Here is a 26,041-nt window from a genome sequence, read left to right as displayed (position 1 = left end):
TTTTTCGATCCGCTGGAATGGTAGAAGCTTGAGGTTTCGTCTGTGTGACAACAGACCGCGCGCCCACTGGCAAAACCTGAAGTTTTTATCCTTTCTGTCACTCACGGAGTGTCCATGCACTACTCATTTACTGAGAAGAAACGCATTCGCAAATCCTTCGCGAAACGCGCCAACGTCCACAACGTTCCGTTCCTGCTGGCTACCCAGCTCGAGTCCTACCACAGTTTCTTGCAAGAGAACGTGCCTCCGTCCGCGCGCAAGAACGATGGCCTGCAGTCGGCCTTCACCTCGATCTTCCCCATTGTGTCGCACAATGGCTTCGCCCGCCTGGAATTCCTGTCGTACGTGCTGGGCGACCCCGCGTTTGACGTCAAGGAATGCCAGCTGCGCGGCCTGACCTTTGCCTCGCCGCTGCGCGCCAAGGTGCGTCTGGTGATCCTGGACAAGGAATCGCCGACCAAGCCCGTGGTCAAGGAAATGAAGGAACAGGAAGTCTACATGGGCGAACTGCCCCTGATGACCTCCACCGGTTCGTTCGTGATCAACGGCACCGAGCGCGTGATCGTTTCTCAGCTGCATCGCTCGCCTGGCGTGTTCTTCGAGCACGACCGCGGCAAGACCCACTCCTCCGGCAAGCTGCTGTTCTCGGCCCGCATCATCCCCTACCGTGGCTCCTGGCTGGACTTCGAGTTCGACCCGAAAGATATCCTGTACTTCCGCGTTGACCGCCGCCGCAAGATGCCGGTCTCCATCCTGCTGAAGGCCATCGGCATGACGCCGGAACAAATCCTGGCCAACTTCTTCGTGTTCGACAACTTCCACCTGCGCTCGGAAGGCGCCGAGATGGAATTCGTGGCCGAGCGCCTGCGCGGTGAAGTCGCTCGCTTCGACATCGTCGACCCGAAGACCGGCAAGACCATCGTCATGAAGGACAAGCGCATCAACGCCAAGCACGTGCGCGACATCGACGCCGCCGGCCTGAAGCACATCTCCGTGCCGGAAGACTACCTGCTGGGCCGCGTGCTGGCCAAGAACATCGTCGACCAGGACACCGGTGAAGTGGTGGCCCTGGCCAATGACGAGCTGACCGAAGAGCTGCTGGGCCGCCTGCGCGAAGCCAATATCGCCGACATCCAGACCCTGTACACCAACGACCTGGACCAGGGCGGCTACATCTCGCAAACCCTGCGTATCGACGACACCGCCGACCAGACCGCCGCCCGCATCGCCATCTACCGCATGATGCGTCCTGGCGAACCGCCGACCGAAGAGTCGGTGGAAGCCCTGTTCAACGGCCTGTTCTACAGCCCCGAGCGCTACGACCTGTCGGCCGTGGGCCGCATGAAGTTCAACCGCCGCATCGGCCGCGACGAACTGACCGGCGCCATGACCCTGTCGAACGAAGACGTGCTGGCCGTGATCAAGATCCTGGTCGAGCTGCGCAATGGCCGTGGCGAAGTGGACGATATCGACCACCTGGGCAACCGCCGCGTGCGCTGCGTGGGCGAGCTGGCCGAGAACCAGTTCCGCGCCGGCCTGGTGCGCGTCGAGCGCGCCGTCAAGGAACGCCTGGGCCAGGCCGAAGCCGACAACCTGATGCCGCACGACCTGATCAACTCCAAGCCGATCTCGGCCGCCATCCGCGAGTTCTTCGGTTCGTCGCAGCTGTCGCAGTTCATGGACCAGACCAACCCGCTGTCGGAAATCACCCACAAGCGCCGCGTCTCGGCCCTGGGCCCGGGCGGCCTGACCCGCGAACGCGCCGGCTTCGAGGTGCGCGACGTGCACCCGACCCACTACGGCCGCGTGTGCCCGATCGAAACCCCTGAAGGCCCGAACATCGGCCTGATCAACTCGCTGGCGCTGTACGCCCGCCTGAACGAATACGGCTTCCTGGAAACCCCGTACCGCAAGGTGGTGGACTCCAAGGTGACCGACCAGATCGACTACCTGTCGGCCATCGAAGAAGGCCGCTACATCATCGCCCAGGCCAATGCCACCATCGATGATGAAGGCAAGCTGTCGGACGAACTGGTGTCGGCCCGTGAAGCCGGCGAAACCATCCTGGTCTCGCCCGAGCGCGTGCAGTACATGGACGTGGCCCCGGGCCAGATCGTGTCGGTGGCGGCCTCGCTGATTCCGTTCCTGGAGCACGACGACGCCAACCGTGCACTGATGGGCGCCAACATGCAGCGCCAGGCCGTGCCCTGCCTGCGTCCCGAGAAAGCCCTGGTCGGCACCGGTATCGAGCGCACCGTGGCGGTCGACTCCGGCACCACCGTGCAAGCCCTGCGCGGCGGCGTGGTCGATTACATCGACGCCGGCCGCGTGGTGATCCGCGTCAACGACGAAGAGGCGCAAGCCGGCGAAGTCGGCGTGGACATCTACAACCTGATCAAGTACACCCGTTCCAACCAGAACACCAACATCAACCAGCGTCCCATCGTGCAAGTGGGCGACCGCGTGGCCAAGGGCGACGTGATTGCCGACGGCGCCTCGACCGACCTGGGCGAGCTGGCGCTGGGCCAGAACATGACCGTGGCCTTCATGCCGTGGAACGGCCTGAACTTCGAAGACTCGATCCTGATCTCGGAAAACGTGGTCAAGGACGACCGCTACACCTCGATCCACATCGAGGAACTGTCGGTGGTCGCGCGTGACACCAAGCTGGGCGCGGAAGAAATCACCCGCGACATCTCCAACCTGGCGGAAAACCAGCTGGCCCGTCTGGACGAGTCCGGCATCGTGTACATCGGCGCCGAAGTCACGGCCGGCGACACCCTGGTCGGCAAGGTCACCCCGAAAGGCGAGACCCAGCTGACCCCGGAAGAGAAGCTGCTGCGCGCCATCTTCGGTGAAAAAGCGTCGGACGTGAAAGACACCTCGCTGCGCGTGCCTTCGGGCATGGTCGGCACCGTGATCGACGTGCAAGTGTTCACCCGCGAAGGCATCCCGCGCGACAAGCGCGCCCAGCAGATCATCGACGACGAGCTCAAGCGCTTCCGCCTGGACCTGAACGACCAGATGCGTATCGTGGAGGGCGACGCCTTCCAGCGTCTGGAAAAAATGCTGATCGGTAAAGTCGTCAACGGCGGTCCGAAAAAGCTGGCCAAGGGCGCCAAGATCACCAAGGAATACCTGGACGACCTGGACAAGTACCACTGGTTCGACATCCGTCCGGCCGAGGACGACGCCGCCACCGCGCTGGAAGCCATCAAGGAATCCATCAACGAGAAGCGCCACCAGTTCGACCTGGCCTTCGAAGAGAAGCGCAAGAAGCTGACCCAGGGCGACGAGCTGCAGCCTGGCGTGCAGAAGATGGTCAAGGTCTACCTGGCCGTGAAACGCCGCCTGCAGTCGGGCGACAAGATGGCCGGCCGCCACGGCAACAAGGGTGTGGTGTCGCGCATCGTGCCGGTGGAAGACATGCCCTACATGGCGGACGGTACCCCGGCCGACGTGGTGCTGAACCCGCTGGGTGTGCCCTCGCGTATGAACGTGGGCCAGATCCTGGAAACCCACCTGGGCTGGGCAGCCAAGGGCCTGGGCATCCGCATCGGCGAAATGCTGAAGGCGCAAGCCAAGGTCGAGGAACTGCGCAAGTTCCTGTCCACCATCTACGCCGACAAGCATGGCACCCACGACCTGAACACCTTCAGCGACGAGGAAGTGATGCAGCTGGCGAACAACCTGAAGCGCGGCGTGCCGTTTGCCACCCCGGTGTTCGACGGCGCCCACGAATCGGAAATCCGCCGCATGCTGGACCTGGCTTATCCGGACGATATCGCCGCCCACCTGGGCATGACCCCGTCCAAGAACCAGGTCACCATGTACGACGGCCGCACCGGCGAAGCCTTCGAGCGCAAGGTCACCGTGGGCGTGATGCACATGCTGAAACTGCACCACCTGGTCGACGACAAGATGCACGCCCGTTCCACCGGTCCGTACTCGCTGGTGACCCAGCAGCCGCTGGGCGGCAAGGCCCAGTTCGGCGGCCAGCGCTTCGGTGAGATGGAGGTGTGGGCACTGGAAGCGTACGGCGCATCGTACGTGCTGCAAGAAATGCTGACCGTGAAGTCCGACGACGTGAACGGCCGTACCAAAGTGTACGAAAACCTCGTCAAGGGCGACCACGTGATCGATGCTGGCATGCCGGAATCGTTCAACGTGCTGGTGAAAGAGATCCGTTCCCTGGGTATCGATATCGACCTGGAACGCAACTAAGACACTGGCCGCTGTCGCTCCCGCTTGCGCGGGAGCCCATGCCGGGCCCGAGCTGTCGTAGCGCCGGCTCAGCATGGATCCCCGCCTTCGCGGGGATGACGCTTTGTAGAATTTAATCACTACCTGGAGTGATACATGAAAGCCCTGCTCGATCTATTCAAGCAAGTACAGACGAACGAGACCTTTGACGCCATCAAGATCGGCCTCGCCTCGCCTGAGAAAATCCGTTCCTGGTCCTACGGCGAAGTCAAGAAGCCGGAAACCATCAACTACCGCACCTTCAAGCCCGAGCGCGACGGCCTGTTCTGCGCCAAGATCTTTGGCCCGATCAAGGACTACGAGTGCCTGTGCGGCAAGTACAAGCGCCTGAAACACCGCGGCGTGATCTGCGAAAAATGCGGCGTCGAAGTGACGCTGGCCAAGGTGCGCCGCGAGCGCATGGGCCACATCGAGCTGGCCTCGCCGACCGCCCACATCTGGTTCCTGAAGTCCCTGCCGTCGCGCCTGGGCATGGTGCTGGACATGACCCTGCGCGACATCGAGCGCGTGCTGTACTTCGAAGCGTACGTGGTGACCGATCCCGGCATGACCCCGCTGAAGAAGTGCCAGATCATGTCGGAAGACGACTACGCCGCCAAGTACGAAGAGTACGGCGACGACTTCACCGCCTTCATGGGCGCGGAAGGTATCCGTGAACTGCTGCGCTCGATCGACATCCACCGCGATGCCGAAACCCTGCGCGTGGAACTGAAGGAATCCAAGTCCGAAGCCAAGATCAAGAAATACGCCAAGCGCCTGAAAGTGCTGGAAGCGTTCCAGCGCTCGGGCATCAAGCCCGAGTGGATGATCATGGAAGTGCTGCCGGTGCTGCCGCCCGAGCTGCGTCCGCTGGTGCCGCTGGACGGCGGCCGTTTCGCGACCTCGGACCTGAACGACCTGTACCGCCGCGTCATCAACCGTAACAACCGCCTGAAACGGCTGATGGAGCTGCGCGCTCCGGAAATCATCACGCGCAACGAAAAACGCATGCTGCAGGAAGCCGTCGACTCGCTGCTCGACAACGGCCGCCGCGGCAAGGCCATGACCGGCGCCAACAAGCGTCCGCTGAAATCGCTGGCCGAAATGATCAAGGGCAAGGGCGGCCGTTTCCGCCAGAACTTGCTGGGTAAACGCGTCGACTACTCCGGCCGTTCCGTGATCGTGGTGGGTCCGCAGCTGAAACTGCACCAGTGCGGTCTGCCCAAGCTGATGGCCCTGGAGCTGTTCAAGCCCTTCATCTTCAACAAGCTGGAGCTGATGGGCCTGGCCACCACCATCAAGGCGGCCAAGAAGCTGGTCGAAATCCAGGAACCGGTGGTGTGGGACATCCTGGAAGAAGTGATCCGCGAACACCCGATCATGCTGAACCGTGCACCTACCCTGCACCGTCTCGGTATCCAGGCGTTCGAGCCGGTCCTGATCGAAGGCAAGGCCATCCAGCTGCACCCGCTGGTGTGCGCGGCGTTCAACGCCGACTTCGACGGCGACCAGATGGCAGTCCACGTGCCGCTGTCGATCGAAGCGCAGATGGAAGCCCGCACCCTGATGCTGGCCTCCAACAACATCCTGTTCCCGTCCAACGGCGAACCGTCCATCGTGCCGTCCCAGGATATCGTGCTGGGCCTGTACTACGCCACCCGCGAGGCCATCAACGCCAAGGGCGAGGGCATGCTGTTCCCGGACGTGTCGGAAGTCATCCGCGCCTACGACAACAAGGAAGTGGAACTGGCGACCCGCATCACCGTGCGTATCGTCGAGCATCCGAAAGATCCGGCCACCGGCGAGTTCGTGCGCACCCTGACCCGTTATGAAACCACGGTCGGCCGCGCCATCCTGTCCGAGATCCTGCCCAAGGGCCTGCCCTTCTCGGTGCTGAACCGCGCCCTGAAGAAGAAGGAAATCTCGCGCCTGATCAACACTTCGTTCCGCAAGTGCGGCCTGCGCGCCACCGTGGTGTTTGCCGACCAGCTGATGCAGTCGGGCTTCCGCCTGGCGACCCGCGCCGGCATCTCGATCTGCGTGGACGACATGCTGGTACCGCCGCAGAAAGTCACCCTGATCTCGACCGCCGAATCGGAAGTCAAGCAGATCGAGCAGCAGTACGCCTCCGGTCTGGTGACCGCCGGCGAGCGCTACAACAAGGTGGTGGACATCTGGGGCAAGACCTCCGACGAAGTCGGCAAGGCCATGATGGACCAGCTGAAAGTGGAAGACGTCACCAAGCGCGACGGCACCCAGACCACCCAGGAATCGTTCAACGCGATTTACATGATGGCCGACTCGGGCGCCCGTGGTTCGGCAGCCCAGATCCGCCAGCTGGCCGGTATGCGCGGCCTGATGGCCAAGCCGGACGGCTCCATCATTGAAACGCCGATTACCGCGAACTTCCGCGAAGGCCTGAACGTGTTGCAGTACTTCATCTCGACGCACGGCGCCCGTAAGGGTCTGGCCGACACCGCGCTGAAGACCGCGAACTCGGGCTACCTGACCCGCCGCCTGGTCGACGTGACCCAGGACCTGGTGGTGATCGAGGACGATTGCGGCACCTCCAACGGCACCCTGATGAAGGCGATGGTCGAGGGTGGTGAAGTGATCGAAGCCCTGCGCGACCGTATCCTGGGCCGCGTGGCCGGTACCGATGTGGTCAATCCGGAAACCCAGGCCACCCTGTACGAAGCCGGCACCCTGCTGGACGAGGACATGGTCGAGGAGATCGAACGCCTGGGCATCGACGAAGTCAAGGTCCGCACCCCGCTGACCTGCGACACCCGCTATGGCCTGTGCGCCAAGTGCTACGGCCGCGACCTGGGCCGCGGCCTGCTGGTGAACGCCGGCGAAGCAGTCGGTGTGGTGGCGGCGCAGTCGATCGGTGAACCCGGTACCCAGCTGACCATGCGTACCTTCCACATCGGTGGTGCGGCGTCGCGTGCGGCAGTGGCATCGTCGGTGGAAGCCAAGTCCAACGGCGTGATCCGCTTCACCGCGACCATGCGTTACGTGACCAACGGCAAGGGCGCCCAGATCGTCATTTCGCGTTCCGGCGAAGTGCTGATCACGGACGACCACGGCCGCGAGCGCGAGCGCCACAAGGTGCCGTACGGCGCCACCCTGATCGTCAAGGATGGCATGTCGGTGAAAGCCGGCGCCCCGCTGGCGACCTGGGACCCGCTGACCCGTCCTATCATTACCGAGTATGCCGGTACGGTGCGTTTCGAGAACGTCGAGGAAGGCGTGACCGTGGCCCGTCAGGTGGACGATGTGACCGGCCTGGCCACCCTGGTGGTGATCGATGCGAAGCGCCGTGGCTCGCTGACCAAGACCATGCGTCCGCAGGTGAAACTGCTGAACGACGACGGCCATGAAGTGAAGATCGCCGGCACCGAGCACGCCGTGTCGATCGGCTTCCAGGTCGGCGCGCTGATCATGGTGAAGGATGGCCAGCAAGTGTCCGTCGGTGAAGTGCTGGCGCGTATCCCGACCGAGTCGCAGAAAACCCGTGACATTACCGGTGGTCTGCCGCGCGTGGCCGAACTGTTCGAAGCCCGTTCGCCGAAAGATGCCGGCATGCTGGCGGAAGTCACCGGTACCGTGGCCTTCGGTAAGGAAACCAAGGGCAAGCAGCGTCTGGAAATTACCGACATGGACGGTAATAAGCACGAGTTCCTGATTACCAAGGATAAACAAGTGCTGGTCCACGACGGCCAGGTGGTGAATAAAGGTGAAATGATCGTGGACGGCCCGGCCGATCCGCAGGATATTCTCCGTCTGCTGGGTATTGAAGCGCTGGCCCGTTATATCGTCGACGAAGTGCAGGACGTGTACCGTCTGCAGGGCGTGAAGATTAACGACAAGCACATTGAAGTGATCGTGCGCCAGATGCTGCGCCGCGTGCAGATCGTTAATGCCGGCGACACCAACTATATCGTTGGCGAGCAGGTGGAACGTTCGGAACTGCTGGAAGAAAACGACCGCGTGATTGCGGAAGGCAAACTGCCGGCCACTTACGAAAACGTACTGCTGGGTATTACCAAGGCTTCGCTGTCGACCGATTCCTTCATTTCGGCCGCATCGTTCCAGGAAACCACCCGCGTGCTGACCGAAGCTGCGATCATGGGCAAACGCGATGGTCTGCGTGGCCTGAAAGAAAACGTGATCGTGGGCCGTTTGATCCCTGGCGGTACCGGCCTGGCCTTCCACCGCGCCCGCAAAGAGAAAGAACTGTGGGAAGTGGAAGAACGCCAAGCCCTGCTGGCGGCCGAGAAGGCTGCCATGGCCAGCGAGCTGGAGAGCATCGAGCAGGCCGCTCCGCACGGCGACGAAGCGTAAGCTCAGCGTCGCACGCAACACAAAACGGCACCTTCGGGTGCCGTTTTTTTTATGATGTCAGCATGCGTCCTGCACTGCCGGCGCCGGGTATTTCATGCCAGCTTGTAGTTCGTTCATGCTAAGATCTGGCCCATGATTGCTCAAGCCCTCTTCACCCCTGCCCAGCAAAAGCTGCTGGGTTTGCTGTTCGTGCGCGTCAACCAGGGCTTCCACCTGAACGAGATCATGCGCCTGACGGGGCTGGGCAGCGCCTCGGCCCAGCGTGAACTCAAGCGCCTGCACGACTCCGGCGTGATTGTCTCCGAGCGCATCGGCAATGTGCGCCGCTTCCGGCCCAACCAGGATTGCATCGTGTACGGCGAACTGGCCGGCCTGGTGAAGAAAACCTTCGGCCTGGTCAGTGTGCTGAACTCGGCGCTGGCGCCGCTGCAGCATGCGCTGATCGTGGCCTTTGTCTACGGCGCCACCGCCAAGGAGCAGGAGGGCATGGATACGCCGGTGGAATTGATGCTGGTCGGTGATAATACGAGCTATGGTGAATTGCTGTCGCGTATGCCGGTGGCCGAGCGTATTTTACGGCGCAAGATCAATCCCAATCTGTATTCCGTCACCGATTTCAAGCGCCGCTACCGCGAACAGCAAGCTTTTATCCTCCAGGTATTAAGGGAGGATAAAATCTATGTGTGGGGCGATGAGGAAGATTTGAATAAATTGATCGATACCGCCTGATCAGGGAAATAACATCATTACCCGGGTATATGATCCATCCTGCGATTCGCACATGATTTTCCCGCCAAAGGATAGCATCACCCGGCGGCAAAATGCCAATCCCATGCCGGTACCGCCGCCTTGCTGGCGTGTGGTATAAAACGGATCGAATATATGCGGTAATACATGGGCTGGTATCCCGGCGCCGGTATCTATCACTTCCAGCTGGCGCCGATCGCCGCGCCTGAAAAATGCAATTTCCAATTCTCCGCGTCCGGCCGCATGAATGGCCTGCAGGGCATTCTTGAACAGGTTATACAGCACGTAGACCAGCAATATATCGGAACCGTAGAACACGAAGTCCTCGCCGGCCCGCACCGTGACCCTGGCGCGCATGGACGTGTCAAATGGATAGCAGGCCAGCGCTTCTTCCACGCATTTTTGCACCGAATGGTGAGCGTATTCCTCGCGCGACAGGGCGCCGCCCCGGGCCGAAGCCAGCATCATGTCGACGATGAAATTGGCGCGGTTGACCTCGGCCTCGATGTGCCGGCCCAGCTGCTCCAGGTAGGCCAGCTGGGCCGGCTGCAGCACCGGCTCGTAGCCGTGCTCCAGGGCGTGGCGGTAGGCGCCCAGCAAGCCGGGCAGGCAGCGCGCCAGGGCGCGCGACTGGTTGCGCATGGTGGCCAGCGGTGTACGCATCTCGTGGGCAATGGTGGCTGCCACCTCGATGGGGTCGGCCAGCAGGTTGTGGCGCACCATGGCCTGGGCGATCAGGCCCAGGCTGGCCAGCACGAACAGGGCGCCCGGCGGGTAGAACTCCCAGCCGTAGTTGCACAGGTAATCGACGGCGGCAAACACATAGATCAGCACGCTGACCAGGCAAAAGCGCAGCCGGGTGCGCTCGGTGGAGACGGCGTCTCGCTGCCTGGCGTACAGCAGGGCCAGGCCGCGCGCCACCACGGCCGCCGTCTGCAGCAGGTGCAGCGGATGCAGGACGCCGGCGCGCGGATAGTAGCCGAAGAAATAACTGTGCAGGCCGGCCACCAGCCAGTCCGTGGTCAGCAGCAGCCAGCCCAGCACAGCGGCCACCGCGTACGACAGCTGCACCCGGCGCCGCTCCTCGGGCCGCATGGTGAGCTCGGTGATGAAATGGTACAGGGTGGTGGGCAGGAACAGTATCAGCAGATAGCCGGTCTTGGCCAGCGCGTACGCTTGCTGCGGGTCGGTGCACTGGTACAGCAGGGCCCAGGTGAATTGCCAGCAGAAGGTGGTACAGCACAGGAGGAAAAAGGTCAGGCTGATGCGGCTGACCCCGCGCGACAACAGCACGTAGCCGCCGTAGCACAGGAACAGCAGGGAGACGATGGCTGGCGGAAGGGCGTGCATGGCGGCGCTGGCTCCGGTGTGGTTGGCGATATGCACACCTTGCGCCTTGGAATCGCCACACGTTTTGCGTTTGATCAATTGTTCTGCTGACCAAGCTGCTTGTAGTGGGAAGGCCGGGACTTCCGGCTGTCCATCATTTCGAGGAAATCATCATGCACATGCACGACATCCAGCACGCCAGCAGCGCGGCCGCCCTGACCTTCAGCCACGCCTGGACCATCTACCTCAAGGATTCCAATGCCTACGGGAATACCTATTTCGCCCGCTATTTCGAGTGGCAGGGCATCTGCCGCGAAAAATGGTTTTACGATTGCGTCTCGCCCGACATGCTGCAGGGGGAGGGCGTCTTCATCACCAAGCACGCCGAGCAGGACTACCTGCGCGAGAGCTTCCCGTTCCAGGAAGTGCGCTGCGAGCTGAACACCTTGGAGGTGAAGAAGTGCTCGTTCTGGCTGGAATTCCGCTTTTATGCGGGCGAGGTCTTGATTTCCACCGGGCGCCAGCAGATCGTGTTTGCCGGCCATGACAAGCGCATCCGCGCGCTGCCGGCCGAGGCCATGGCGCGGATCAGGCGCTATGAGCGCGGTGCCCTGAACTAAGGCAGAGGATGGGCGGGAGCGCGCTCCCGCCCTGCGGACTCATTGCTGTTCGGCGATCCAGCGGTCCACCTTGGCTTCCAGCAGTGCCAGCGGCAGGGTGCCGTCGCCCAGCACCACGGCGTGGAAGGCCGGCAGGCTGAACTTGCTCCCCAGGGCCTGCTCCGCGCGGCGGCGCAGTTCCTGGATTTTCAGCGACCCTATCTTGTAGCCCAGGGCCTGGCCCGGCCAGGCCATGTAGCGCTCGGTTTCGCTCTTGGCGTAGTCGTCATAGCCCAGGGTGTCCTGCATGTACTGGATGCTTTGTTCGCGGCTCCAGCCCTGTGCGTGCAGGCCGGTGTCCACCACCAAACGGGTGGCGCGCAGCAATTCATCGTTCAAATGGCCGAAGTACTGGGCCGGGTCGTCGAACAAGCCCATTTCCTTGCCCAGGGTTTCCGCATACAAGGCCCAGCCTTCGGTAAAGGCATTGTTGCCGCCATACTTGCGGAAGTCGGGCAGGTTCAATTCCTGCGTCAGGGCGATATGGAAGTGGTGGCCCGGCTTGCCTTCGTGCAGGAACAGGGTGGTCATGCCGGTGCTGCCGTACTTGGTGGGATCGTTGACCACCGACCAGAATACCCCCGGACGCGAGCCGTCGCCTGCCGGCGGGGTGTAGTGGTCGGAGGCGGTTGCGCGGCTCAGTTCGGGCTCCAGGCGCAGGTCCAGCTTGGACTTGGGCACCAGGGTGAACATCTGCGGCAGCTTGGCGTCCAGCACGTCGTTGAGCTTGTGGAACACGGCCTGGACTTCGTCCTCGGTCTTGAAGGGGCGGAACTTGGCCTGCTGCGCCACCCAGACCGGCAGCCCGGCTGGCGGGCCGTCATAGCCCAGCTTGGGACCGAGCACGGCAAACTGGCCCTGGATGCGCGCCACTTCCTTCAGGCCGATGGCGTGGATCTCATCGGGCTTGAGCGAGGTGGTGGTGGCGTTGGCAACCCGGGCCTGGTACCAGGCGGCGCCGTTGGGCAGGGCGCCCAGGCCGCTGGTGCTGCGGCAGGCCGGCACATATTCCTGCTCCAGGTAAGCGGCCAGGCGGGCCAGGGCAGGCATCAGCTTTTGGCCGACCACCTTGCGGTAGGCCGCCGCCAGGCGCTGTCGGTCCGCGTCGGAGAACGTGGCCGGGAACTTGCCGGCCGGGGTGTAGAAGATATTGCTTTCCGGCGTGGCGCTGACCAGCTTCTGGAACTGGGGCAGGGCCGACACCATGATGGACCTGGGCTGGGTCACGCCCTGTTTCACGCCCTGGCGCATGTTGGCGATGGCCTGGTCTATCCAGGCCGGCAGCTGCGAGATGCGGCTCAGGTAAGCCTCGTATTCCTTGACCGTGGTCAGCGGCTGCGAGCCCTGGCCGCTGGCGTAGTTGGCCAGGGTGACCGGCACGCTGTCCATCTGGCTGATGGGCAGCAGGTGCTCGGGGAAGGGCTCCATGGCCAGCAGGCCGTGCAGTTCGTAGGCCAGGATGTCGTAGTTGACGCGGTCGGCGCGGCTCAGCTGGGCGCGCGGGATGGCGTGCAGGCGCTTGCTGAACTGGCGGTAGCGCTGGAACTGGGCGGCCCGTCGGGCCGGCGCGATGGACAGGCCCAGCTGGGCGTCGTAGCGGCTGTCGCCATTCTCGGTCGCGCTGATGGGGTCGTAGCGGGCCACGGCGTCGTAATAGGCGTCGGCCAGGGCCAGCAGCTGTTTGTGGGCCGGGGCGGCGCTCACTGCCGGCGCCGGTTCAGTATTTGGGGCGGCCGCCTGGGTGGCCGGGGCAAAAGCCAGGGCGATGGCGGCGGCCAGGGCCGCCAGGGTGGTGCGGTGGTGCGTCATGTCTGTTTCCCGATTGGTGGTTGGAACAAATCGGGCCACAGCATACGTCAAGGCGCCGCCCTGCCGGAAGCTATTTTGGGAAGCTTTTTTGTATCAGGCCGCGCTGGCTTCCGCGAAGCGGCTTTCGTACAGGGCCGCCACCAGGTCGGATTGGGTGACGATGCCGGCCAGGCGCTGCTCCGCATCGACGATGGGGATGTGGTGGAAGCCGGAATTGGCCATCAGCGGCACCAGGTCCACGATGGGGGTATCGACGCGGGCCGTGGCCGGGCGGGTGCTCATGATCTGTCCCACCACCTCGGCTTTTTCCGTGTGCGAAATGCCGCTGCGGCGCAGGAAGCGGCGCAGCTGGCGGCGTATGCTGCCGTAATCGTCCAGGCCGCCGTGCTCCAGGAAATCGGTCTGGGTCACGATGCCGATCACGCGCCTGGCCCGGTTCAGCACTGGCAGCACGGTCACGCGGTGTTCGCGCATCTGCTGCCAGGCTTCGTTCAGGCCGGTACCGAACTCGGCCGTGATGACGTCGCGCGACATGATGTCGGCGCAGCCGATGATGCCGAAGCGGCGCTCGTAGGCGCGCTGTTCGGTGCGCATGAACAGGGCGGCCAGGTCGTCGCGGCTGATGTCCAGCACCTGGTTGTACTGCTTGAGGGCGGCGTCCAGGTCGCCCAAGGTGAAGCCCAGGCGGGAAGTGGGCTGGGCGTCGGCGGTGGCGTGCGGGCGCGGCTCGGCCGCCTTCTGCATGTGCGGGTAGCGGCGCCCGGTCAGGTTGTTGTACACCACGGCCGCGCCGACCAGCAGGCAGGAATCGGCCAGCACCGTCACTAGCGGGAAGCTGAAACCCATGGCGTGCACCACCGGACCGCCGATCACGGTGGTCAGGGCCACGGCGCCGCCGGGCGGATGCAGGCAGCGCAGGGCGAACATGGCGGCAATGGCGCAGCCGCCGGCCATGCCGGCCACGGCCGGCACCGGCCAGCCCAGCAGGTCGCCGAAGACCTGGACGCAGGCGGTGCCGGCCAGCCCGCTCACCACATTGCCGCCGATCACAGACCAGGGCTGGGACAGCGGCCCGGCGGGCACGCAGAACAGCAGCACCGAGGAGGCGCCCATGGGGGCGACAAGATAGAGGGCGGTGGCGTCGTGGCTGGCCAGCAGGAAATGGCCCACCAGGCCGGTGAAGACCAGTCCCAGCAGGGCGCCGGCGGCGGCGCGCATTTGTTCACGCGGGTTGGCGGTGGCCGGTCCAGGCAGCCAGCGTTGCAGGAAAGGCGGCATAGGCATTCTCATCGGGAAGAGGAGAAACCATATCACATTGTGAGGGATTCCCGTCAGCCACGGTGTGCGATGAGGTCCAGGGGCAACGCCGTGGTGGACTTGATCTGTTCCATGGAAAATGCCGAGGACACGTTGTTGAGCTGGGCAACCTTGATCAACTTCTTGTAAAAGCTGTCATATCCTTCGATATCCGTCGTGACCACCTTGAGCAGATAGTCCACGTCGCCGCTCATGCGGTGGAATTCCTGCACCTCCGGCAAGGCCGTCACGGCGGCGGCAAAACGGTCCAGCCATTTTTCGTCGTGCTGGCTGGTGCGCACGCTGACGAACACCGTCACTGGCAAGCCCACCTTGCGCCGGTCGACCACCGCCACCCGGTGCTGGAGATAGCCCTCCTCCTCCAGCCGGCGCAGCCGCTTCCAGCAGGGCGTGCTGGACAGGCCGACCTTGTCGCTGAGCTGGGCCACGGACAGGGTGCCATCGTGTTGCAGGGCATCCAGAATAGCGTAATCGTAGCGGTCTAGAGAGTTCATGCTGTAAATGGAAGAAGGATAGGATGAATGTGCTAAATAGTACGGCAAAAGCAGGTATTTTGGGATAACTGTTTCGATGGCAATGGGTAAGCTATTCCACATGAATATCTATCTCGACAGCAACGCCACTTCCCCCGTCCTGCCCGCCGCCATGGCCGCCGCCATGGACACCATGGGCCAACGTTACGGCAACCCCAGCAGCACACACAGCATGGGCCTGCAGGCCCGCGAGGTGCTGGAGCGCGCCCGCCAGGCCGCGCGCCGGGTGCTGGGCGCCGATACCGGCGAACTCATGTTCAACAGCGGCGCCACCGAAGGCATACAGACGGCCGTGTTGTCGGCCCTGTGCGCCGTGCGCGAGCGCCGCGCGCGCGGCGAGCCTGCGGGCGAACTGCTGCTGTACGGCGCCACCGAGCACAAGGCGGTGCCGGAAGCGCTGGCCCACTGGAACCGGCTGCTGGGCCTGGACTTGCCGCTGTGCGCCATTCCGGTCGACGCGGACGGCTGCCACGACCTGGCCGCCCTGCGCGCCCTGGCGCCGCGCGCCGCCATGGTGTGCACCATGGCCGCCAACAATGAAACCGGTGTCATCAGCGACCTGGACGGCATCGCCGCCGTGCTGGCGGAGTGCGGCTCGCGCGCCCTGTGGATGGTCGACTGCGTGCAGGCGCTGGGCAAGCTGCCCCTGCAACTGGGCGCCAGCCGCATCGATTACGCTCCTTTCTCCGGCCACAAGCTGTATGCCCCCAAGGGTGTGGGCATGCTGTACGTGCGGGCCGGCGCGCCGTACACGCCGCTGGTCATGGGCGGCGGCCAGGAAGGCGGCCTGCGCTCCGGCACCGAGAACATGGCTGGCATCGCCGCCCTGGGCGCCGTGCTGGAGGCGCTGGAAAGCGGCCAGGTATTCGCCAGCCACGCCACGCTGGAAAGCTACCGCCAGCGCATCGCCGCCAGCCTGCGCGCCGCCTTGCCCGAGGTGCGCTTCAACCAGCCGGCCCAGGGCTGCCTGCCCACCACCCTGAATTTTTCCGTGCCGGGCTTGTCCAGCAGCGAGCTGATGGATGTGTTCGACGCGGCCGGCATCAGCCTCAGCGCCGGCAGCGCCTGCTCGGCGGCCAAGGCCAAGCCCAGCGCCGTGCTGGACGCCATGGGCTTGCCGGAATGGCGCAGCAGCGCCTCCATCCGCCTGTCCTTCGGCGCCCTGATCGACGATGCCACGGTGGACGCCGCCTGTGCCTGCATCGCGCGCTGTGGCGCGGCCCTGCGCACGGCCGGGATGCTGCCCGGTGGTGCGCCCGTGGCCGCGCACGATGGCGTGGTGCAGATCGGCCCGGACGGCGCCTGCGCCTGGTTGCTGCTTGACGCCGCCAGCAGCGCCTGCGTGGTGATCGATGCGCGGCCGGAACTGGTGGACGGCATAACGGCCACCATCAAGCGCCATGGCTGCCGCGTGCTGGCGGTGCTGGGCACGGCGCCGGGCGCCGCGCTGGCCGGCCTGCCCGCCGTCTTGCCCGATACTGCCGCCAGTATCGATGCGTACGGCTGGCCGCAGGCTGGCGCCAGCATCACCCTGGAGGATGGCGCCAGCGCCGACTGTTTGCATCTCGGCGCCCAAGTGCTGGCCTGCGTGCAGCGCGATGGCCAGCGCGCCTACCTGCTGGGTAAGGCGGACGGCAAGCGGCTGCCGTCCGCCGGCGTGCGCCACGCGTTTGCCGCCACGCTGCGCGAGTTCCAGGCCGGACGCGATTGGCTGGCCGGCGTGGCCGGCGACGCCGTGCTGTGCGCCAGCCGCGATCACACAATCACCGTGTGCACCAGCGTGCGCGCGCTGGCCCAGCCGGCAGCGGCTGCGCCGCGGCCGGAAGCGGCCGTCCTGGACGCCGCCGCCCTGGACCACTTCCTGCGCGTCCATCCGGACGCCATGCTGGTCGATGTACGCGAACCGCATGAGCATGCCGCAGCACCATGGGGCATGCTGCATGGCAGGCCGGTGCACAGCGTGCCGCTGAGCCAACTGGCCGGCCAGGCCGCGCACTGGCTGCGCACCGAGCCGGCGCCGCTGCTGTTTTTCTGCCGCAGCGGCAAGCGCAGCAGCCGCGCCACGCAATGCCTGCGCTCGCTGGGCTACGGCCAGGCATACAGCCTGGGCGGCGCCATGGCGCTGGCCTCGGTCCCGCCGGCAGCGTAAGGGGCGTCGCGCGGCGCGCAAATGGATGAGCCGCATGCTGCCTATGTACGCTAACGTACGGTCCACTGCCGTGCGCCCTCGTAACATTCCTTGGAACATACTACTCCCGGAGACACGCCACACTCATCGGTAAAAGTGCGGCCGTGTCTTTGCACGTCCAAGACACGCGAGGCCCCACTTGAAAGCACCTTTTTCCCTGCAGCACCTGTTGCCACTTCATTTGCGCGAGTCGGCAACCGGCGCCCCGCTGGCCGATAACGAGGAAGAAGATTTACCGCTGCGGGCCGAGCTGTTCAGCGCGGCCCAGATGGCGGCCCATGGCAAGACCCTGGCCGCCCACCACGAATTGAGCAAGCAGGGCGGCCGCGACCGCCTGCTGTCGCGCCTGGCGGAAAACGCCGCCGTCATCAGCGCCACCTGCGACGGGCTGACCACGGCCGTCAAGAGCGGGCGCCAGGTCACGCCCGCGTCCGAATGGCTGCTGGATAACTTCTACCTGATCGAAGAGCAGATCCGCATTGCCAAGCGCCACCTGCCCAAGGGCTACAGCAAGCAGCTGCCGCGCCTGGCGCGCGGCGCCTCCGATGGCTGCCCGCGCGTCTACAAGCTGGCGCTGGAAATCATCTCGCACGGCGATGGCCGGGTCGATCCGGAAAGCCTGTGCCGCTTCGTCGATGCCTACCAGGAAATCGCCACCCTGGAACTGGGCGAACTGTGGGCCATCCCCATCATGCTGCGCCTGGCCCTGATCGAGAACCTGCGCCGGGTGGCGGCGCGGGTGGCCGACAACCGCGCCCAGCGCGACCTGGCCAACACCTGGGCCGACAACATGACCGAGGTGGCGGAAAAAAATCCCAGCGGCCTGATATTGACAGTGGCCGACATGGCGCGCTCCAATCCGCCCGTCACCAGCGCCTTCGTCGCCGAGCTGGCGCGCCGCCTGCAGGGCCAGAGCCCCAACCTGACCCTGGCCCTGACCTGGGTCACGCACCGTTTGGCCGAGTCCGGCCTCACCATCGAACAGCAGATCCAGGCCGAGATCCAGAACCAGGCCGCCGAGCAGGTCTCCATCGCCAACAGCATCGGCAGCCTGCGCTTCCTGGGCACCATGGACTGGCAGGAATTCGTCGAGAGCATGAGCGTGGTCGAGCAGACCCTGCGCGGGGATCCGTCGGGCGTGTATGGCAGGATGGAATTCGCCACCCGCGACCAGTACCGCCACGTGATCGAGAAAATCGCCAAGCACTCGCCGCACAGCGAGACCGAGGTGGCGCGCATGGCCGTGCAGCTGGCGCGCGACAACGCCGAGGCGCATGGCGACCCGGCCCGCCACGGCCACGTCGGCTATTACCTGATCGGCGACGGCCTGGCCGCGCTGGAACGCTGCGCCAGGATGCGCCTGCCTTGGCTGGAGGCGCTCAAGCAGACCTGCGGCGCCTCGCCGCTGACCTCCTACCTGGGCGCCATTGCCGCCATTGCCGGCGTCACCACGGCGCTGCTGCTGGATTGGGCCGCGCGCGCCGGCGTGCATGGCTGGGTGCTGTGGGCGCTGGGCCTGCTGGCGCTGCTGGGCAGCAGCCAGCTGGCCCTGAGCCTGGTGAACTGGGTCGCCACCCTGGTGACCCGTCCGCACCCGCTGCCGCGCATGGAATTGCGCGACGGCGTGCCGGCCGACGCGCGCGCCCTGGTGGTGGTGCCGACCCTGGCCTACAGCCACGACAACATCTCCCAGCTGTGCGAGCAGCTGGAGGTGCGCTTCCTGGCCAACCGCGATCCCAACCTGGTGTTCGCGCTGCTGACCGACTTCGCCGACGCCCCCGCCGAGACCCTGCCCACCGACGCCGCCCTGCTGCAGCAGCTGCAGCACTGCGTCGAGCGCCTCAACCGCAAGTACGCGCCGGCCGGCAGCGGCGCGCGCGAGCCCTTCCTGCTGCTGCACCGGCCGCGCCTGTGGAACCCCAACGAGGGCGTGTGGATGGGCCGCGAGCGCAAGCGCGGCAAACTGGAAGACCTGAACCGCTACCTGCGCGGCGGCGCGCGCGAGCGCTTCTCGCTGGTGGTGGGCGACACCTCCGAACTGGAAAGCATCAAGTACGTCATCACGCTGGACACCGACACCCAGCTGCCGCGCGACGCCGCCCTGCAGTTCATCGCCACCATGGAGCATCCGCTCAACCGGCCGCGCATTGACCCGCGCAGCAACCGGGTGGTGGCCGGCTACGGCATCCTGCAGCCGCGCGTGGCGGTGGCCCTGCCCAGCGCGAACGCCTCGCGCTACGAGAAGCTGTGCGGCGGCGAACCCGGCATCGACCCCTACACCCGCACCGTGTCCGACGTCTACCAGGACGTGTTTGCGGAAGGCTCCTTCATCGGCAAGGGCATCTACGATGTCGACGTGTTCGAGCAGGTGCTGGGCGACAGGCTGCCGGACAACCAGATCCTCAGCCACGACCTGCTGGAAGGCTGCTACCTGCGCGCCGGCCTGCTGAGCGACGCCCAGCTGTACGAGGAGTACCCGGCCCGCTACAGCGACGACGTCAGCCGCCGCCAGCGCTGGATACGGGGCGACTGGCAGCTGGTGTCCTGGCTGTTCGGCCGCGTGCCCGGGGCCCATCGCAAGCGCGAACGCAATCCGTTGTCGGCCCTGTCGCGCTGGAAGCTGTTCGACAACCTGCGCCGCAGCCTGACCGCGCCGGCCCTGGTGCTGTCGCTGATCGTGGCCTGGCGCTTCCTGCCCAACCCGTGGACCTGGACCCTGGCCGTGCTGTGCGTGATCTTCGTGCCGCCGCTGGCCAGCACCCTGTACGACCTGTCGCACCGCACGCCGGATACGCTGTGGAGCCAGCACCTGCGCGCCGCCATGCGCCGCGCCGGGCTGCAGTTCTCGCACGCGCTGCTGATGCTGGCCTTCCTGCCGTACGAAGCCTGGTTCAGCCTGGACGCCATCGTGCGCAGCTGCTGGCGCATGCTGGTCACGCGCCGCCACCTGCTGGAGTGGCGCGCCTCGGCCCTGGCGCGCAACGCCGGCGGCAGCGCCTGGCGCCGCATGGGTGTGTCGCCGGTGCTGGCCCTGTTCGTGGCCGGCGCCCTGTGGGGCTGGCGCCCGGCCAGCCTGGCGCCGGCCGCCCTGTTCCTGCTGGCCTGGCTGATCGCGCCGGCCGTGGCGACCTGGATCAGCCGGCCCATCGAGCGGCGCCACGCCGAGCTGTCGGCCGAGCAGCTGCAATTCCTGCACAAGCTGGCGCGCCGCACCTGGGCCTGGTTCGACCGCTTCGTCGGCCCGGAAGACAACTGGCTGCCGCCCGATAACATGCAGGAGCATCCGGCCCAGGTGGTGGCGCACCGCACCTCGCCCACCAATATCGGCATGGCGCTGCTGGCCAACCTGACCGCCTGGGACTTCGGCTACGTGACGGCCGGCCAGCTGGTCGAGCGCACCGGCCTGACCCTGGACGCCATGGACAAGCTGGAGCGCCACCAGGGCCACTTCTACAACTGGTACGACACCCTGACCCTGCAGCCCCTGCACCCCATCTACATTTCCACCGTGGACAGCGGCAACCTGGCCGGCCATTTGCTGACCCTGCAGCCCGGCCTGTCGGCCCTGTGCGACCAGCCCATCCTGGGTCCGCAGATCGTGGACGGCATCGTTACCACCTGCCGCGTGCTGGAGGAAAGCATCATCGCGCCACCCACCGGCGCCGAGGCGGCGCCGCCGCCGGCCGCCGTGACCGCAGCCCTGCAGGCCTTGCTGGCTACCCTGGAACCACTGGCCGACCGCAGCCAGCTGGCGCCGCTGCAAGCCTGGCTGTTGCGCGTGGCGCAGGCAGCCGAGGCCCTGCACCCGCAGCTGGACGCCGATCCGCACGCGGCGCCGTGGAGCGCCTCCCTGCTGGCCCAGTGCCAGGCCGCGCTGCAGGAGCTGGAACGCTTTGCGCCATGGCTGGCGCTGGGCGCCGGCGCCGTGTTCGACGCCAGCCTGGCGCGCGTGCCCACCCTGCGCCAGCTGGCCCAGCTGCCTGCGGCCATGGGCGCGGTGGCCGCCACCGACCTGGCGCCGGACGAGCGTGCCCGCCAGCTGCATGTGGCCGAACTGGTGGCGCGGGGCGCCGCCGCCGCCCAGGCCCGCATGGACGCCATCGCCGAGCTGGCGCGCCGCGTGGTGGCCTTCGCCCAGATGGAATACCGCTTCCTGTACAACCCCACCACCAGCCTGCTCGCCATCGGCTACAACGTCAGCGAACGCCGCCTGGACGCCAGCTACTACGACCTGCTGGCTTCCGAGGTGCGCCTGGCCAGCTTCGTCGCCATCGCCCAGGGCCAGCTGCCGCAGGAACACTGGTTCGCGCTGGGCCGCCAGCTGTGCATCGTGGGCGGCAAGCCGGTGCTGCTGTCCTGGAGCGGCTCCATGTTCGAGTACCTGATGCCGCTGCTGGTCATGCCGACCTATCCCAGCACCCTGCTGGACCAGACCTACCATGCGGTGATCGACGCCCAGATCGACTACGGCCGCCGCCGCAATGTGCCGTGGGGGATCTCCGAATCCGGCTACAACACGGTGGACGCCAGCCTGAATTACCAGTACCGCGCCTTCGGCGTGCCGGGCGTGGGCCTCAAGCGCGGCCTGGCCGACGACCTGGTGATCGCGCCCTACGCCACCATGATGGGCCTGATGGTGCAGCCGGAAGCGGCCTGCGCCAACCTGCAGAAGATGGCCGGCCTGGGCTTCATGGGCCGCTACGGCTTCTACGAGGCCATCGACTACACCCCGGCGCGCCTGCCGCGCGGCCAGAGCCATGCCGTGATCCGTTCCTTCATGGTGCACCATCAGGGCATGGGCCTGCTCTCGCTCAGCTACCTGCTGCACGACCGCCCCATGCAGCGCCGCTTCGAGTCCGATCCGCTGCTGCAATCGACCCTGCTGGTGCTGCAGGAACGCAGCCCGCAGGCCGGGGCCTTCTATTCCAACACGGCCGAGCAGGCCGCCATCCGCAGCAGCGCGCCGGAGCAGGCGTCGCCCATGCGCATCCTGACCCAGCCCTCCACGCCGGTGCCGGAAACCCAGTTGCTGTCCAATGGCCGCTACCACGTCATGGTCAGCAACGCCGGCGGCAGCTACAGCCGCTGGCGCGACTTGGCAGTGACCCGCTGGCGCGAGGACGCCACCCGCGACAACTGGGGCAGCTATGGCTATGTGCGCGACCTGGAGGACGGCGCCTACTGGTCCACTAGCTACCAGCCCACCCTGGCCGAGCCGCGCAAGTACGAGGTGATCTTCTCCGAGGGCCGGGCCGAGTTCCGCCGCCACGACCGCGGCATCGAGCTGTACACCGAGATCGTGGTCTCGCCGGAAGACGACATCGAGCTGCGCCGCACCCGCATCACCAACAAGTCGGACCGTCCGCGCACCATCGAATTCACCAGCTACGCCGAGGTGGTGATGGCGCCGGCCGCCGCCGACAACGCGCACCAGGCCTTCAGCAAGCTGTTCGTGCAGACTGAGATCCTGCAGGGCGAGCGCGCCATCCTGTGCACGCGCCGCCCGCGCGGCAAGGATGACCAGATGCCGTGGCTGATGCACTCCATGTCGGTGCACGACGCCAGGGTGCTGGACATCTCGTTCGAGACCGACCGCTCGCAATTCATCGGGCGCGGCAACACGGTGCAGGCGCCGCGCGCCATGCAGGAGCAGGGCGCGCTGGGCGGCGGCCAGGGTTCGGTGCTGGACCCGGTGGTGGCGATACGCCACGTGATCGTGCTGCAGCCCGACCAGACCGCCACCGTGGACGTGGTGACCGGCATGACCGAGCAGCGCGAGGCGGCCCTGCACCTGGTCGACAAATACCAGGACCGCCACCTGGCCGACCGCGTGTTCGAGCTGGCCTGGACCCACAGCCAGGTGGTGCTGCGCCAGCTTAACGCCAGCGAGGCCGACGCCCAGCTGTACGCACGCCTAGGCAACTCGGTGATCTACCCGAACAACGCGCTGCGCGCCGACCCGGCCATCCTGATACGCAACCAGCGCGGCCAGTCCGGCCTGTGGGCCTACGCCATCTCGGGCGACCTGCCCATCGTGCTGTTGCAGATCAAGGACCCGGCCAACATCGAGCTGGCGCGCCAGCTGGTGCAGGCCCACGCCTACTGGCGCCTGAAGGGCCTGGTGGTGGACCTGGTGATCTGGTACGAAGACCAGTCCGGCTACCGCCAGCTGCTGCACGAGCAGATCATGGGCCTGATCGCTTCCGGCATCGACGCCCAGGCCATCGACCGTCCGGGCGGCATCTTCGTGCGCCTGGCCGACCAGATCGCCAACGAGGACCGCGTCCTGCTGCAGTCGGTGGCGCGCGCCATCCTGTCCGACAGCCGCGGCACCCTGGCCGAGCAGATCAAGCGCCTGGGACCATCCCCGCTGCGCATGCCGCCGCTGCTGCCCGACAGCCGCGCCGACAGCCAGCCGCCTGCCCCTGCGCCGCGTCCGCAGCCGGCCCTGCAACTGGCCAACGGCATTGGCGGCTTCAGCCCGGACGGGCGCGAATACGTGATCGTCACCGACGAGGGCCAGCGCACCCCGGCGCCGTGGTCCAATGTGCTGGCCAACCCGCAGTTCGGCAGCGTGATCTCGGAAAGCGGCCAGGCCTACACCTGGCACGAGAATGCGCATGAATTCCGCCTCACGCCCTGGCACAACGACCCGGTCAGCGACGCCAGCGGCGAAGCCTACTATGTGCGCGACGAGCAGAGCGGTCAGTTCTGGTCGCCCTCGGCGCTGCCGGCGCGCGGCACTGGCGCCTATGTCACCCGGCACGGCTTCGGCTACAGCGTGTTCGAGCACAGCGAGGCCGGCATCGCCAGCAGCATGACCACCTTCGTGGCGCCGGACGCGCCCATCAAGTACACCGTCATCAAGGTGCGCAACGACAGCACCGAGGCGCGCCGCCTGTCCGTCACCGGCTATGTGGAATGGGTGCTGGGCGACTTGCGCTCCAAGTCCGGCATGCACATCGTCAGCGAGGTCGATCCGGCCAGCGGCGCCCTGTTCGCCCGCAACGCCTACAACACCGAGTTCACCGGGCGCGTGGCCTTCTTCAACAGCGACGCCACGGTGCGCACCCTCACGGCCGACCGCACCGAATTCCTGGGCCGTAACGGCAGCCTGGCGAATCCGGCCGCGCTGCGGCGCGCGCGCCTGGCCGGCAAGGTCGGCGCCGGGCTGGACGCCTGCGCCGCGATCCAGGTCCCGGTCGAGCTGCTGCCGGGCCAGGAGCGCGAGATCGTGTTCGTGCTGGGCGTGGCTGGCCGCCGCAACGCCGATGCCAGCGCCATGGTGCAGAAACACCGTGGCGCCGGCGCGGCCCAGGAAGCGCTGGCCGCCGTGCACGCGTACTGGGAGCAGACCCTGGGCGCGGTCCAGGTGCGCACCCCGGAGCCGTCGCTGGACGTGCTGGTCAATGGCTGGCTGATGTACCAGACCATCGCCTGCCGCATCTGGGCCCGCAGCGGCTATTACCAGTCGGGCGGGGCGTTCGGCTTCCGCGACCAGCTGCAGGACGCCATGGCCACCATCCACACCCAGCCCAGGCTGCTGCGCGAGCAGCTGCTGCTGTGCGCCGCGCACCAGTTCCTGGAAGGCGACGTGCAGCACTGGTGGCATCCGCCGGCCGACCGCGGCGTGCGCACGCACTGCTCGGACGACTACCTGTGGCTGCCGCTGGGCGCCTGGCGCTATGTCAGCGCCACCGGCGACCTGGCCGTGCTGGACGAGGTGACCCACTTCCTGGAAGGCCGCCCGGTCAAGCCGGAAGAGGATTCCTATTACGACCTGCCGGCCCGCTCGGGCCTAAGCGGCAGCCTGTACGAGCACTGCGTGCGCGCCATCCGCCACGGCCTGCGCTTCGGCGCCCACGGCCTGCCGCTGATCGGTTCCTGCGACTGGAACGATGGCATGGACAAGGTCGGCGAGCATGGCAAGGGCGAGAGCGTATGGCTGGCTTTCTTCCTGTACGAAGTGCTGCTGCGCTTTGCCGAGGTGGCCGAGCTGCGCCAGGATGCGGAATTCGCGGCCGAGTGCCGCGAGGAGGCGCGCAAGCTGGCCGCCAACGTCGAGGAACACGCCTGGGATGGCGAGTGGTACCGGCGCGCCTATTTCGACGACGGCACGCCGCTCGGTTCGCACACCAACGAGGAATGCCAGATCGATTCCATCTCGCAGAGCTGGGGCGTGCTGTCCGGCGCCGCCGATCCGCAGCGCGTGCGCGGCGCCATGGAGCAGGTCGACCAGCGCCTGGTGCGGCGCGATTCCGGCATCATCCAGCTGCTCGACCCGCCGTTCGACAAGGCCGGACCCAATCCGGGCTACATCCGTGGCTACGTGCCGGGCGTGCGCGAGAACGGCGGCCAGTACACCCACGCCGCGATCTGGACCGCCATGGCCTTCGCCCGCCTGGGTGAGACCGACAAGGCCTGGGAGCTGGCGCGCATGATCAACCCGGTGCGCCATGCCGAGACTGCGCAGGACTGCGCGCGCTACAAGGTGGAGCCGTACGTGATCACGGCCGACGTGTACGCCGTGCCGCCGCACGTGGGCCGGGGCGGCTGGAGCTGGTACACCGGTTCCTCGGGCTGGATGTACCGCCTGGTGGTGGAATCGCTGCTGGGCGTGACGCGCCAGGCCGGCCAGCTGCTGCTGGCGCCGCGCCTGCCCTCGGATTGGGACGGCTACACCCTGACCTACCGCCACGGCGCCTCCAGCTACGAGATCCGCGTCTCGCGCGGCGCCCCTGGCCTGGCGCTGGACGGCGTGCCCCAGCCCGATATGTCGCTGGCGCTGGACGACAGCGGCGCCCACCACCTGGTGGAGCTGCGCGTGGCCTGAGGCCGGACGTAAAAAAAGCCCCGCAGTGTTCGCGGGG

The 26,041-nt window shown here is 66.2% G+C and carries 10 protein-coding genes; 6 read left to right on the top strand and 4 right to left on the bottom strand.

Going from position 1 to position 26,041, the window contains the following annotated elements:
• Positions 1-114 precede the first annotated feature (114 nt).
• The 3 genes from rpoB (at position 115) to ACLB1G_RS09775 (ending at position 9,318) form a co-directional block, all read left to right on the top strand.
• Positions 115-4,224 (top strand): DNA-directed RNA polymerase subunit beta, encoded by a 4,110-nt coding sequence (gene rpoB / locus ACLB1G_RS09785; RefSeq protein ID WP_491627007.1) that lies wholly within the window; start codon positions 115-117, stop codon positions 4,222-4,224.
• Between the two features lie 135 nt (positions 4,225-4,359).
• On the top strand, positions 4,360-8,589 hold the full coding sequence (rpoC, locus tag ACLB1G_RS09780; RefSeq protein ID WP_491627006.1) for a DNA-directed RNA polymerase subunit beta': 4,230 nt from the start codon (positions 4,360-4,362) through the stop codon (positions 8,587-8,589).
• 132 nt (positions 8,590-8,721) lie between these two features.
• Positions 8,722-9,318, top strand: a complete 597-nt coding sequence (locus tag ACLB1G_RS09775; protein WP_491627005.1) for an ArsR family transcriptional regulator — start codon at positions 8,722-8,724, stop codon at positions 9,316-9,318.
• Here the strand turns inward: ACLB1G_RS09775 and ACLB1G_RS09770 are convergent, their stop codons facing one another.
• Positions 9,319-10,764 carry a sensor histidine kinase gene (locus ACLB1G_RS09770; RefSeq protein WP_491627004.1) on the bottom strand — a complete coding sequence of 482 codons (1,446 nt, stop codon included), beginning with the start codon at positions 10,762-10,764 and terminating at the stop codon, positions 9,319-9,321.
• 74 nt (positions 10,765-10,838) lie between these two features.
• On the opposite strand from ACLB1G_RS09770, the gene ACLB1G_RS09765 reads away from it, so the two are divergent.
• On the top strand, positions 10,839-11,285 hold the full coding sequence (locus tag ACLB1G_RS09765) for an acyl-CoA thioesterase (protein ID WP_491627003.1): 447 nt from the start codon (positions 10,839-10,841) through the stop codon (positions 11,283-11,285).
• A 39-nt stretch (positions 11,286-11,324) separates the two neighbouring features.
• Here the strand turns inward: ACLB1G_RS09765 and ACLB1G_RS09760 are convergent, their stop codons facing one another.
• The 3 genes from ACLB1G_RS09760 to ACLB1G_RS09750 all read right to left on the bottom strand — a co-directional run bounded on the left by ACLB1G_RS09760 (position 11,325) and on the right by ACLB1G_RS09750 (position 14,944).
• Positions 11,325-13,133, bottom strand: a complete 1,809-nt coding sequence (locus tag ACLB1G_RS09760; protein WP_491627002.1) for a DUF885 domain-containing protein — start codon at positions 13,131-13,133, stop codon at positions 11,325-11,327.
• Between the two features lie 93 nt (positions 13,134-13,226).
• Positions 13,227-14,411: an HPP family protein gene (locus ACLB1G_RS09755; protein WP_491627001.1), complete on the bottom strand. Its 1,185-nt coding sequence runs from the start codon at positions 14,409-14,411 to the stop codon at positions 13,227-13,229.
• A gap of 53 nt (positions 14,412-14,464) precedes the next feature.
• Positions 14,465-14,944 carry an Lrp/AsnC family transcriptional regulator gene (locus ACLB1G_RS09750; RefSeq protein WP_491627000.1) on the bottom strand — a complete coding sequence of 160 codons (480 nt, stop codon included), beginning with the start codon at positions 14,942-14,944 and terminating at the stop codon, positions 14,465-14,467.
• Positions 14,945-15,044: 100 nt separating this feature from the next.
• Here ACLB1G_RS09750 and ACLB1G_RS09745 point away from each other — a divergent pair, with 100 nt between their 5' ends.
• Both ACLB1G_RS09745 and ACLB1G_RS09740 read left to right on the top strand, forming a co-directional pair.
• On the top strand, positions 15,045-17,132 hold the full coding sequence (locus ACLB1G_RS09745; RefSeq protein WP_491626999.1) for an aminotransferase class V-fold PLP-dependent enzyme: 2,088 nt from the start codon (positions 15,045-15,047) through the stop codon (positions 17,130-17,132).
• Between the two features lie 208 nt (positions 17,133-17,340).
• The gene (locus ACLB1G_RS09740; protein ID WP_491627269.1) at positions 17,341-26,004 is read left to right on the top strand and encodes a GH36-type glycosyl hydrolase domain-containing protein; all 8,664 of its coding nucleotides are present in this window, start codon (positions 17,341-17,343) and stop codon (positions 26,002-26,004) included.
• Positions 26,005-26,041: the final 37 nt, after the last annotated feature.

The sequence above is a fragment of the Duganella kummerowiae genome, from assembly GCF_053572355.1.
Note: the sequence above shows the minus strand (reverse complement) of the source record. Positions and strands in the feature narration are given on the sequence as shown.